A 12,262-nucleotide genomic window follows, 5' to 3' on the forward strand; every position below is an offset into this window, starting at 1 on the left:
CCCATCACCGCTGCCTGGTTCACCAGATGCGGGCGGTGCATCTTGCCGGCGGGCGCGGCCCGGGCCAGCAATGCATCGCGGCGCTCGTCCAGGGTGCCCGGTGCATCGCCACAACTGTCCGGCAAACCATAAAACTGTTCCCAGGCATCGATCGTATTCGTAACAGTGAGCGGATCCATCTCGTCCAGCAGCGCCTCGGCATCGGTATCGATGCGTGCAAACTCCTGGACAATACCCTCCAGCAAATCGGAAAACGTCGAGCCAATGCGCGCCAGCGATTGCCACAACTTGCCGCGTGGCAGCAGCGCTTTGGCCTGGCTCAGATACTGTGCGGCGCTCATGACCATGTGATAACTCCGAGCACGCCGATCTGGCTGACTGTGTGAGTCAAGTCCGCGGCCGGCACGGTAAGCGTGTGATCGGTCTCACCGGCGGCGAGCGATATCGCCTCATCAATATGCGACAGCAGTATGGTGCCGCCGGGCTCGGCTTCGCGGCGGAACAAATCCGCCAACTCGGCTTGCACGGCAGCCTGCACGGCCACAGTGTTCGGCGTGACACTGATGGTCATGTTGCGTACTACCGCAACCGGTGCCGCTGCTGTTGGTGTAATGCCGGCCGGTGCTTCGGCATCGAGCTTGGCCTGCACGGCGGTCACGTCCGCTGCAAGCGGGATGCCGTTGGCGTAGGTGTCATCCATCATAAACCGCATTTTGACTTTGCCATCGCCGTCCTCAAGCGGATAACTCCATGCGCGCGTGACCCCAGCCACCTCCAGCGCCCAGGACACATAGTCATCTTTCTTTCCGCCGGCCGGTGCGGCGGCGACGTATTGCCGCAAGCGTTCAAGCAGCTGCGCATTGGTCTCCTGGTCGGTGCCGCCGGTTAGTCCGCCCGCGGCCACGGTGGCTTGGCTGTTCACGCCCGCAATCGGGCTGGTCAGGGTCAATGTCACACCGGCCGCTTGATCGTTGATGCCGCCCTCGACGGCGGTGACAACAATATCCACGGTACCGGCGGCCAGAGTGCCATCGGCGTTGGTCGTATAGGCCGTGCCATCGGCTGCATGCACTTCGGTACCAGCCAGGATGGTGGCAGATGCGCCACCGGTGAATGTCACCGTGCCGGTGCTCTTGGCTGCAGACTTCTTAACCATGCCACCGCCTTTCCAGTAGGCATGGCGTTCGAGCATGGCGCTGTCGGCCGTGTCGGGCAGGATCTGCTTTGCCGTGTGCGCAATGTAGCCATACAGGCCATGCGCCACGCCGGCCACGGCGCGGCCAATGGCAGTGAGCAGCGCACGGGTCAGCAGCTTGGTGCCGCCGGTGACCTTGGTGCTGATATCGTTGCCGATGCGGTCTATGAGTGCGGTTAGGGTTGGTCGTGCCACATCACACCTCGTATGTGTTCGAGTAATAAATAGAATCGTCCGGCAGCGTGATGGCCACCGTCACGCCGATGCCATCGCTGCGGATCCGCGCGGTGCTGCAGTCGACCGCTTTGGCCAGCCCGGCAGGCACCATCCAGCGCAGCGCCTCGATCGCATACTCGCGCGCCTTGCGCAGGGTCTCGTCTGTGATCTTGCTGCGGTCAAGCAGCCACAGCTTGCTGCCGATGGGTTCATCGAGATACGTGTCGGCCCAGTGGCCGCGCTTGTCGTGCGGGTCATCGAGCAGGCTTTCGTCATCAACACGCGCATCGGTAAACAGTGAGATCAAGATCGCTTCGTCCAGGCCATCGCTTGTCGCCAGGTCATCGCTCTCGCTCGGCAGCTCAGTCTCGCCGGTGATGACCCATTCCGGTGATCCAACAAAGGTGCCCACATGACCGTTGCCGGATGTGTCGGCCGTGGTCGTGCCGTAACCCTCCTCAATCGGCATGTGCAATACCAGCCCGGTCTCATCCAAGTACTGGCCGGCGTAGCGCTCGGCCACTTCCTCGGGTGTGAGTAGGCGGTTGTATAAGCGCGCCGCATGCACAACATTATCGCCTGCCACATAGGCTTGCCCGATGCGCAGATCAGATGCTGAATTGATTGAGCCGGATTTTGCGGATATATCAAAGGATCCGGTTTCGACGCCGTTGATGTAACCGCGCACCAGACCATCGCGATCGAATGTTGCGACCAGGTGCAATCGCTCATGAAGCTCGATTGCGCCGTTCGGTGATATGTTGCCCTCAACGAATGCGACCGTATCGCCAATCAGTGCCCTCAATGCTCTCGAGCTGTTCACGCCAAAACGGAAACCAGACAGGCCGGCGCTGGCACCTTTATTTATAATGGCCTTGCTGTCGACAACATCATAAACAGTCAGGATGGTTTCAATACTGAAATCACCGATATCAAAGTCCAGCGTCGGATGGGTTGCGACTGAAAGATAGTGATAGTTTGCCGTTCTGCTAACACGCAAACCAAACTCCGGCTTGGTCAGTCGGCGCTTCTCGGTGCCGGTGTAAATCCAAGAAGGCGCGCCAACAAAACTGCCGATATGACCATTGCCGGATTGGTCGTAGGTCTTTGTACCTTGGCCCTCGCGAAATGGCAGCCAGAGTTCCAGCCCGGCGTTGTTGCTGTATACGCCTGCTGCGTGTTCGGCGGCTTCGGTGGCATCGATGACACGGCTGTACATTCGGACGCCGAAGTAATCACCGTTATATGCAGCACTTTGGTGAGTGCCAATTCTCAGTTCATTGGTGTTGCCGATATCGCCAATCAGGCTGATATCAGTATCGAGCGTGTGCTGCCCGTCCACGTATTGGCTCAAGATACCTGCAGCGCGATCAATAACCCATAGAATTTTATACCGCACACCACGTTTGAGAAGGTGCGACCTGTTCAATCGGGTTGTGCCATCATGCAAATAGAACCCGGTTGGCACATCAAGATTCGGATCCAGTTGATAGCACGCGATACCATACCCACTAACTAGCCAGGCATCCCCCTTGCCAAGCATCCACATGGGGTTCACGCCATGCGGGTGCATGATATCGATCTCAACAGAAAAATCGGTGAGACCATGCCTGAGATTCGGGTGGTCAGGAATGTTGACATAATCCAAGCCATCCAAGCCCGTGAACCGGAGACCATACGTCGGCACTTCCACCTCGCGGCGCAGTACGTCGATATCAAATTCCCCGTGGCTGTCTTGTTTGATTGCAATGTCCATTAGGTAATCGTTCCTGTGCCTGTGCCCGGCCCGGATACGCCCGCGCCAACAGTGACGCCGCTCACGCTGGTCACGGACACGGCAACTTCAGCGTTGGTGTTGATCTCATCGATGATGCCCTGGCACATCGCCTCCATGAGCTGCGTGCGATAGGCGGCCAGCTCGGCCGGGTTGCTGCTCTGGATATGCGCCAGCGCATCGACGTTGGCGATGATCTTGGCGGCCATGCTTTGTTTTGTCATCGCCATCAGACTGTCGCCTTTACGTTGCTTGACACTTGCGGATGTGGTGCGCCGGTATAGGCGCACATGCATTGCCCCTGGACAATGCCTTGCAGCGCATCGCTGCTATCGCCGTCTAGGTTGATCATGCCGGTGGCGTTAATGTCCACAGTGCCGCCGGCGTTGACCGTTGCATCGCCCTCGCTGTTCACCGTGACCTTCTTCGCGTTGACCTCAATGCCATCGCGCTTGATATGGATGTTTTGCCCCTGGTCGTCGTATAGCGCGACTTCGCCCTTCTCCAGCGACTTCAGGCGGTAGGGTTTGCCATCAACCAGGATCACCACGGTATGGCTGCGCTCGCCACCTAAAGATAAAAACACCGCCTCACTGCCATCCGGTGCATTGGCAGTGAAGCCATAGGGCTCAAAATGCTCAACATCATCAATGGTCGATTCCGGCCCCACTTGCACCTGCATGGTCTGGCGCTTGGTGTCGCTATTGGTCAGCAGCACCATGCCGCGGCCGGCCAGCAGGCGAATCCGCCGACTCAGCGGCTGCAGCAGTTTTTGCAAGGCGCGCAAGTTCATAGCAGTGATTCCCCGGTGGGTTCCGGTATCGGCACCACGTCAAATACTTCCGGCCGTGCCAGGCTCAGCTGCGTCGTTGTGCCACCCTCATCCTGGCTGCGGGTGGCGCTGGCAATCAGCAGCTCGGCATCAATGCCCAGCCATCGATCACGCACCACCACCCGCTTGTTGGGCATCCACAGTGCGCCGCCACTATGGCGCGCACCCTGCACGGTAATGTTGGCGCGCTGACTTTTTCCCAGGCGCATGTTGCGCTCATGCTTTGCACGGTCGGCGCAATCGCCGCCATCGGCCTGGTCTTCGGCCAATACCACCAGCGTGCGGTGCCGGCCCACTTGTTCATCCGTCACCTGGTACTTGCGGCTCACGCTGTCGCTCGCCGTGGTGTTATCGGTGCCGGCATGCTGGCCTTGCACCAGGTAGGTTTTGTATCGATCACGCATGCTGCGGGTGAGCTCACCGGCCAGGATGTTCTTCCCCAGCACCAGCGCCTCCGGCACCACTTCCGTGCCGGCACGGGTAAAAACAATGCCGCCGGCGTTATCACTCATCACAAACACGCCGCGCATGCGCGCCATGCGACTGATGGCTTCAAACACGGTTTCCGAATCATTCAGCTGAAAATGGGCAAATGCCTTGAGTGAGCCCACCGCGCTGGCAACAGTCACGCCATACGGTTTGCAGATATCGGCAGCAATTTGCATCGGCGCCTTGTTTTTCCAGCCACCGGTTTTGTGTATGGCGCTGCAATCCACCAGGTCACCGGATCTATCCCGGCCGGTGATGCGCACCTCGTGGCTGCGTGCATCATGGCTAGGGATCACATCATCGACATAGCCAGTCAGTGCCAGCTCTTCATCAATGTATACGCTGCACTCATCACCCGGGTTGATCGGCCGGGTGACCGGCTGCTCCGGCCAGCGCTCGGTCAGGGTCAGATCAAAGCTGCCGGCCAGTTGCTCGATGCCGGCAGTTACGCTGGCGCGCTTCCAGCCGCTGTACTGCTTGCCGCCTACCTCCAGCACAAACGCATTGCTAGGCATTCAGCACCTCCAGCGGTTCGCCGGCAGGCAAAAAGCCCGGCCGCGCCACATGGTTGCGCGCCACAATCTCATCGCCACGCTCGGCATCACCGTAGAGATCCCAGGCCAGCACCACGGCAGGCACATAGTGGTTGAGCGTATGGCTTACGATCTGCGGCAGCTTGGCCGCACGGGTGTTGAGATCTTCCACCACCGCATGGCGCAGCGCGCTCAGCGCGTCATACTCGCCATCATCGGCTGGCAGCCCGGTCACCGGGTCGGTGTAGTTCGCCAGGCTATCCATGGCAGCCAGCAGCCAATCACGCGCAGCCAGTGCCTCCGCGCTGCTATCAAACGGGATTTGTGAGCTCACACGCGCGGCGCCGGCCACGGCTGCCACCTTGACCAGGTGCACCAGCTGCTGCTGGCTGCGCACCAGGGTCTGCGCCGCGGCCGTATTCGCCGCCGGTGCAGCAACAGAAAAATCAAATAGCGTTTCATATACCTGCAGGCTATTTGCTACGTTGCCCGGCAGGCTCTCTAATGCCGCCACCAGGCTGGTGATATTGGTGGCCAGTGCGGCCGGTGTTTGCAGCAGCCCGGTCAGCTCGTTTTCAAATCGAGTGATGGCGCCGGTAAAATCGGCAACAGCATTGCCCGGCCCGGCAATCATGCCTTGCACCTGGTTGAGCTGGCTGGTGAAGCTGTTGAGCGTGTCGGTCACGCCCAGGCTCACCCATCCCGGTTGGCCATCTATATCAAAGTTATCGGCCAGCTCGTTTTCTGCGGCAGTGGCCAAACCGCCGGCGGCCGATTGTGTTTGCTTGTCCGTGGCCGTGGTCGCGCTGGGCTCGCTACGGTTGCCGGCCTCGGTGAACGTAATCGAAAACACCGCCATGCGGCCCTGCCGGGTGGTCTCGCGCACCCGGGCAGCAGTCACAGACACATTGCGCGCACCATAGCGTGGATGAATCAGCTCGCCCGGGCCCTCGGCATCCAGCGCCGCCTCCAGGGCATCGCGCTGCGCCATGTAATCGTCACCAATCACATAGGCTTCAATGCTGAAGGTTTTGGCCTTGCGGCCGAGATCTTCCACATAGGGCAGATCCCGGTCAGGATACTCGTGCAGGTGGTTGCGGCGGCCGAGCTCGGTGTCTGTTTCCTCGTACCGAAACGCCACGCCCCGAAACGAGGCCGGCCGTAATTGATCGCGCCAGCTCATAGCGCCGCCCCGATCAGGCCGGTGTCAACGTCCAGCGCCACATCACGGTTGTTGCTTTGCACGTCTTTCACCCGGGCGCGGCCTTCGCTGTCCACCTGGATCTTGATGGTGCCGTTTACATTGTTATTGCCCGCGCGGTTGATGGTGGGCGCTGGCTGCATGGCCTTGGCCGCCATGTTGATGGCCATGCCTGCGCCGGTAAACTTCATCCAGGTTGGCATGGCGCCGCTGATCTTGCCGATGGTGTCTTTAATACCTATCCACAGATCAGAGAAAAAGGTTTTAACCGCGCCCCAGTTTTTGATAATCAAATACGCGCCACCCACCAGCGCGGCCACTGCGGCGCCGATGGGGTTGACCATAATCGCGGCGCCGATGAGCTTGATGCCGGCGACCACGCCCGGGATGGCCGCGCCCAGTCCCCACAATGACTTACCCAGCATTACCACCGACAGCACCAGCTTGCCGCCCAGGATTGCCGCCACCGCAAAGCCTAGATTTTCCCAGCCACCCAGCAGGTTTGCCACCCAGCCAATCACCGTGCCCAGGCCCTTCATCACGCCCCACAATCCCTGGCCAATGCTCCACATGGCTTTTAGCCCGTTGATCAACTTGCCGCCAATAACATCGGCCAGCTTCTGCAGTTCGCCGTTTTCGCCCATCTTGTCCAGCGTGCTCAGCAATCCGCCCAGCTTACTCTTGAGAAAATCAAACACGCCCGACTGCATCACCAGGATCTTGAAGCGATACCACTGATCGCCCAGGTTGCTCATCATGCCGTTCCAGCTCTTCATCTGTTTCAGCGAGGCGCCGGCGGCATCACGGCCCATCTCATCCATCAGCAGCTTGATCGCCTTGCGGCCCAGCTGGCCCTTGGCGCTCATTTTGTTCAGTTCCTGGGAGGTTTTGCCGGTGACCTTGCTGAGCAGATCCCACACCGGCACACCGCGCTCGACCAGCTGCAATATCTCTTCGCCTTGCAGTTTTTCTTTGGCCCAGGCCTGCCCCAGCGCCATAGTGATGCCGGTGAGCTTTTCCTGGCCGCCGCCGAGTTTGTTGCTCATATCAAACACCGCCTGCATGCCACCGTTCACCGGATCCAGGCCAAAGGATTTAAATTTGGAATACACATCAATAACCTCGCCGATCTGGCTGGGCACCTTGGTGGCAAAATTATTGATCCAGCCAAGCGCCTGCTTACCCTTCTCGCTGGAGCCTTCCAGCGCCTCCAGCTGAATGCTGAATTTTTCAAACTCGGCGGCGGTATCAATGAGCTCACGTTTAAATAACCAGGTGGCGCCGGCGCCGGTAATACCCAGCGCGCCCAGGCGCCGGGTGAGGATCCCGGCCTGGCTGTTCATGGCCATCCATCGGTGGCTCACTTCTTTCCCGGCAGCGCCAACAGGCAGCAGGCTCTTGTGCACCTTGCGCGATACAGCCGTCATCCTGTCGATGCCCTGGAAAATGATGCCGATTTTATTATTAAGCATTGCCATCCTCGGGCGGGTTAGGGTTCAGTCTCATTGCCTGTGCATGCCATCGCAAAAACCGGCGGACCGTCATGGCTTGCCACTCTGCATGGGTGAAGCTAAAGGTTGCCGCTGCGTCCGCCAGCTGCTCAAACCAGTTGCTGCCTAACCCATTACATACTCCCCCACTGCGCCCACCATTCTCATCACGTCCTTCACGTGCGCCTTTTTCAGGTCTGATGGTGCCCAGCCCAGCAGGTGCGCGATGAGCGCCTTGATGATCACAATCCGGTTGGAGGATTCGATATCACCCATCACGTCCAGATCATCAACAGTCGGCTCACGAATAATAATGTGCGTGATCTCTTTGCCGGCCACGGTCACTGGCTTGCGCAGATCCATATCCAGCAGGATCTCTCGATCATTTTCGACGGCTTTGTCATCCACCTTTTTGCTCATGGCTTAATTCTCCTCAAATCGTGAGCCTACCCACTTGGTTTCCAGTTCACCGCTGTCCGATGACAGGTCACCACCAAGCGCCTGGTGAGCTTCATGCAGCACCAGGGTCTTGCCGTTGTCACCTTCAAACGTGATCACCGCATCCTTGGCCGCCAGCAGTTCCATGATATTGAGATCCGCGGTCACCAGCACCGTGGTCTCCACAAATGGCGCCAGCAGCTCCTCGCTGTGATCAATGCCGGCATCACCGATCACTTCATTTCTCTGCATGCCGGCAATATTGCCGGCTTTACTGCTGCCCTTCTTGGTACGCAACAGCATGCCGTTCCAGTGTATAAAGGCGCGCCCCAGTATTTGTGCCATGATGGTTTCCTCCTGGCGTAATTAACTATTTAATAAACTGAATCTGTGCGGCGAATATACGGAAGCCGTTGACCAGGTCAGGCGGGATCAGCGCATTGACCCGGTCCGGATTCGCACCATCGCGCTCAATCACCAGATCCTTTTTGAATTGGTCAATATTTTCGACAAGACCCTTCTTCTCCCAGTCGCTGCGCGCCAGGGCGACAATAACCTCCTTGATGCGTGTCGGGGTGGTGATCGCCTGGCCCGGTGCAATGCGCGCACCATCGTCCGCCAGCTTGAAGCGCGGAAACTTGAGCGCCACGGTTGCGCGCAGGCTATAGCGCAGATACATGATGTTGCGCATGTCGGTGACATTGAGATAGCTGGTATCCGGCACGCCGGCCTTGGTCTGGGATGTGGTAATCAATCGCTGAATGCGACATACGCCGCCATCATCCACCACAAACGTGCTGATGCCATCGCGCAGGTGCAGATCCTGCTCGGGGTAGGTGTATCGGTCTGCCTCGGCCGGTGCCATTACACCAGGCAGTGCCAGCGATTGCCGCGGGCGGTTTGGATCCGCCTCGGTCGCAGTTGCATCCACCGCAGCCACTACGGCGGCCAACACATAGGGCGGCGTTGGCGAATCCTGGCCACCCAGAATGGTCACGTGCGGCGAGTTGCGGCTGTCGCCAAGCGTGGTGATATCAGAATGCGTACCACCGGCAGCGGCAAACGCATGGCCCTCTATCATCTTCATCGGCCCCCAGCGGCTGCTCAGCTCGGTTTCCAGCACGGTCAGGTTGGCGGCGTCGGTGTACGGCATCACAATGGTGTGATATTGCGTGTCACCAATGGCGGCCAGTGCGGCAGTAATGTCCGGGTTATTGGCCCCGGCCACACCATCAGCGATCACCGCACCCACGCCGGCGGGCAAGGTTTCGCCATCGTAGTAGTTCAGGCGCACATCAACATCATTGCCCGCCGCGCCCTTGTTGCGCGCGGTGAGTGTCACCACGCCCAGCGCAGAGGCGGCAGTAAACAGCAAGCTGGTGTCGGCATTCACGGCAGCGGCCACGGCGGTGGCGATTGCGGTCCCCGTGTCAGTGCTGGCCACGGCGGTTTTCACGCGCTGGCCGCCCACATACAAATTGATCGAGCCGGCGGCCGTGGCCGGGCCGGTGATGGTGATCGTCTTGGTGTGCGCAACACCGGCGCCATCATCATCCAGTGCCACCATGGTGGTCGGCGTGTAGGGATTGGCCTTTTTAAACGCGGCAATCATCGCCGCCAGCATGGAGCCACGGCCGGCCTGGGTTTCGCCTTCCGCCGCACTCACGGTGCGGGTCGGCGTATTGGCAGCGACGGTGCCGGCGGCCAGGCGCTGACCAATGATCAGCGCGCGGTGCGGCATGGCCGGTGAGCCTTTAAGTGCGCGGCTGCTGTCTACCTCGACATACGAGCCCGGCACACGCAGATCAATCGGTATTTCATTAAAGTCCATGATTGTTTCCTCGGTCTGTTACCTGGTTACTTGTTGCCCTTGGGCTCCTGCCTGCTGGCGGGTGCCAGTGTTGGCTTTTCTTCCACGGCCACCATCACCACGTCACCGGCGCGCAGTCGGCGCTGCCAGTGCGGTGAGTTGGCTACCACCTTGCCCTTGGCAGGCAGCGGTGCCTTGTTTGCGTCATCCGGATCCGGCACACGCAAATCCTTGCGCGCGGGCTTGATATGCAGGGTCTTGGTCTCGGTCATGTTATTGCTCCAGTGTCACCGTATCGGTGGCGTCGTTGTCATCGCCGGTCGGTGGCAGGTTGTAGTCAGCATTAAAAGTGATAAACGGTGACAGGTTGGCATTGACTGAATCCGCTGACAGGTCAACCGGTGCCAGCTCCAGCACCGCGCCGCACCAGGCCCAGGGGTGTTCGAGCTGGCGGGAGTTTTTCCACTCCACCAGCTCAATACCTATGCCGGAAACACTGGCAACAAATTGCTGCACCTGGTCAATAAATGACAGTTCCAGCTCTTCAATCGCGGATCCACCGCTCGCTTCGCTCACCACACCCTGGAAAGTCAGCATCACGCGGACCGGGTGCAGGTTGTCACTGATCGCGGCGCGTGGTGCGCTCAATATCATGGTGACAATGCCGGCCTTCTGGTCTGCATCGTTGTATTGATCTATATGCTGGTAGTCGCGCGTCACCTTTCGGCCGGCAAACACCTGCTGCAGGATAATGAATAGCGGGTTGCCGATGAGTGTGTTGATTGCACTCATGCCAGCCCCAGTTCGCGCAGACCGCGCGCGGCGGCTTTACGCATGAGCACCGGACCGCGGCGCCGCAAAAATTGGTGGGTGGGATCCACAAACGGCTGCGCCGGCGTGCCCTCCTCCTGGATCTTGCGCTGGATCAAAAAGGCCAGCTCATCCTCATCGTCCACGTCCGGCGATTCCGGCGTGATCCCTTTCACTGATATCCAGTCCTTGAGCGTCTGAATACTTGGCACGCCACCCGGGCCGGTGCCCTCATCCACCATCGGCGCATAGTCCACAGCCGGGCCGATAAAAACAGCAAACTGGCCGCGCGGCTGGGATCGCATGGAGTTCACCATGGTGCCTTCCGCCATGGAGCCGCGGGCATTGCGTTTCATCTCGCGCGCACCCTCGGCGCCGACGCGACCGATACCACGTTGCATGTGCTTGGCCATTACGCCAGGCGCCAGCTTTAAGGCCTGCTCTACCCGCCGCGATGTGACCTTGATGCTCAGGTTTATCATGCTGCCAACCTCTCAAAGTCTTGCATCATGACCTGCCATATTGCCGAGGCCGTGCCGTTGCGGGGTTGGCTCACGCCGTCTTTCAGCTTGTAGGCCTTGGTCACGCCGCGCATGGCCAGCTCACGCATGGCCTCGGCCTGGGCGCGCAACAACAGCAGTGCGCGCTCGGTATCCGGCACCGTGGTGTTGGCGGCCAGGTCATCAATCACGTGCGCGATGCGATAAGTGAAGGGGTACGTGCTGCCCAGGAGAGAAATCTGCTGAGCAGTGGGTGCCGGTACCAGGTGCAGCTGCTTGCCGTTGACGCCGCCGGCAATCACGGTGGCATGCGGCAAGCGCTTCGGGTAGTTGGCTTCCCAGGGCATCATGCGGCGGCGCACATCCTCGCCCCACTCGCACACCTGGAAACCACCAAAGCCCGCCGGCAAATCATAATCGGCCACGCCGGCCTGCAGCGTGACTGTGCTGGTAATTATGCGCGGGCGAAGGCGGCCAAGATCAATAGCGGCCAGGTTCAGCAGCCGTGCCATTGCATTGTCCACTGCTTCCAGCCCAGTGCGATCAAATGCATTGGCCGCATCATGCAGCGACTGCTTGAGATCCGCGACCAGGTCGGCCTTGCTCATGGTGCCGGGCATCAGAATTCCCCTCGCCGCTTCACCTGCACCTGCACCTCAATGCCCAGCCGGCGCAAAATAAACCGCGCGCTCAGGTTCATCGAAGCAAGGGAGAGCGAGCCCAGTGCACCAATCATCATGCTCTTGGCAATCAGCTCATGCACGGTGATGGTGATAAAACCCATCATCGAGCTGGTTGCAAAAAACAGGATGCCAAACACCACGCCGATGAGTGTATACGCAACCACAAAGCTGGAGCGCGCCGGCTCACCACGCAGAATGTGATGCCCGGCAATCGCGCAACCACCCAGGCCACCGCTGATGGCAGCGATGGCATAGATGATCCAGGTGGCGTATTCGGTCAGGCGCTCCATC

The 12,262-nt window shown here is 59.6% G+C and carries 16 protein-coding genes; all 16 read right to left on the reverse strand.

The genetic code is table 11. The features are described from left to right. Window positions 1-341, reverse strand: a 341-nt coding sequence (locus OEZ10_11455; protein ID MDH5633597.1) for a YmfQ family protein, incomplete at its 3' end; no start/stop codon positions are given. After that, window positions 338-1,390: a baseplate J/gp47 family protein gene (locus OEZ10_11460; GenBank protein ID MDH5633598.1), complete on the reverse strand. Its 1,053-nt coding sequence runs from the start codon at window positions 1,388-1,390 to the stop codon at window positions 338-340. The genes OEZ10_11455 and OEZ10_11460, both read right to left, overlap by 4 nt. 1 nt (window position 1,391) lies before the next feature. After that, window positions 1,392-3,167, reverse strand: coding sequence for a phage GP46 family protein (locus OEZ10_11465; protein ID MDH5633599.1), 1,776 nt, complete (start codon window positions 3,165-3,167; stop codon window positions 1,392-1,394). Continuing rightward, on the reverse strand, window positions 3,167-3,415 hold the full coding sequence (locus OEZ10_11470) for a hypothetical protein (GenBank protein ID MDH5633600.1): 249 nt from the start codon (window positions 3,413-3,415) through the stop codon (window positions 3,167-3,169). Before OEZ10_11470 ends, OEZ10_11465 begins: the two co-directional genes overlap by 1 nt. Next, on the reverse strand, window positions 3,415-3,978 hold the full coding sequence (locus OEZ10_11475) for a phage baseplate assembly protein V (GenBank protein MDH5633601.1): 564 nt from the start codon (window positions 3,976-3,978) through the stop codon (window positions 3,415-3,417). Before OEZ10_11475 ends, OEZ10_11470 begins: the two co-directional genes overlap by 1 nt. Beyond that, window positions 3,975-5,021 (reverse strand): hypothetical protein, encoded by a 1,047-nt coding sequence (locus OEZ10_11480; GenBank protein ID MDH5633602.1) that lies wholly within the window; start codon window positions 5,019-5,021, stop codon window positions 3,975-3,977. The genes OEZ10_11475 and OEZ10_11480 overlap by 4 nt, the downstream gene beginning before the upstream one ends. Further along, window positions 5,014-6,222: a DNA circularization N-terminal domain-containing protein gene (locus tag OEZ10_11485; GenBank protein MDH5633603.1), complete on the reverse strand. Its 1,209-nt coding sequence runs from the start codon at window positions 6,220-6,222 to the stop codon at window positions 5,014-5,016. Before OEZ10_11485 ends, OEZ10_11480 begins: the two co-directional genes overlap by 8 nt. Then, window positions 6,219-7,712, reverse strand: coding sequence for a tape measure protein (locus OEZ10_11490; GenBank protein ID MDH5633604.1), 1,494 nt, complete (start codon window positions 7,710-7,712; stop codon window positions 6,219-6,221). Before OEZ10_11490 ends, OEZ10_11485 begins: the two co-directional genes overlap by 4 nt. A gap of 144 nt (window positions 7,713-7,856) precedes the next feature. Further along, window positions 7,857-8,150 carry a phage tail assembly protein gene (locus OEZ10_11495; protein MDH5633605.1) on the reverse strand — a complete coding sequence of 98 codons (294 nt, stop codon included), beginning with the start codon at window positions 8,148-8,150 and terminating at the stop codon, window positions 7,857-7,859. 3 nt (window positions 8,151-8,153) lie between these two features. Next, complete coding sequence (locus tag OEZ10_11500; GenBank protein ID MDH5633606.1) at window positions 8,154-8,513, reverse strand: phage tail tube protein; 360 nt, start codon at window positions 8,511-8,513, stop codon at window positions 8,154-8,156. A 25-nt stretch (window positions 8,514-8,538) separates the two neighbouring features. After that, a complete protein-coding gene (locus OEZ10_11505; protein MDH5633607.1) occupies window positions 8,539-9,999 on the reverse strand; it encodes a phage tail sheath subtilisin-like domain-containing protein in 1,461 nt (486 codons plus the stop codon). Window positions 10,000-10,025: 26 nt separating this feature from the next. Beyond that, on the reverse strand, window positions 10,026-10,250 hold the full coding sequence (locus tag OEZ10_11510) for a DUF2635 domain-containing protein (GenBank protein MDH5633608.1): 225 nt from the start codon (window positions 10,248-10,250) through the stop codon (window positions 10,026-10,028). A gap of 1 nt (window position 10,251) precedes the next feature. Further along, window positions 10,252-10,770, reverse strand: coding sequence for a hypothetical protein (locus tag OEZ10_11515; protein MDH5633609.1), 519 nt, complete (start codon window positions 10,768-10,770; stop codon window positions 10,252-10,254). After that, window positions 10,767-11,270: a hypothetical protein gene (locus OEZ10_11520; GenBank protein MDH5633610.1), complete on the reverse strand. Its 504-nt coding sequence runs from the start codon at window positions 11,268-11,270 to the stop codon at window positions 10,767-10,769. Before OEZ10_11520 ends, OEZ10_11515 begins: the two co-directional genes overlap by 4 nt. Then, window positions 11,267-11,908, reverse strand: coding sequence for a hypothetical protein (locus OEZ10_11525; GenBank protein MDH5633611.1), 642 nt, complete (start codon window positions 11,906-11,908; stop codon window positions 11,267-11,269). The genes OEZ10_11520 and OEZ10_11525 overlap by 4 nt, the downstream gene beginning before the upstream one ends. Next, window positions 11,908-12,261, reverse strand: a complete 354-nt coding sequence (locus OEZ10_11530; protein ID MDH5633612.1) for a hypothetical protein — start codon at window positions 12,259-12,261, stop codon at window positions 11,908-11,910. Before OEZ10_11530 ends, OEZ10_11525 begins: the two co-directional genes overlap by 1 nt. Window position 12,262: the final 1 nt, after the last annotated feature.

It is taken from the genome of Gammaproteobacteria bacterium (genome assembly GCA_029880545.1).
In the GTDB taxonomy this organism is placed as follows: Bacteria; Pseudomonadota; Gammaproteobacteria; order Acidiferrobacterales; family SZUA-150; genus JAOUOD01.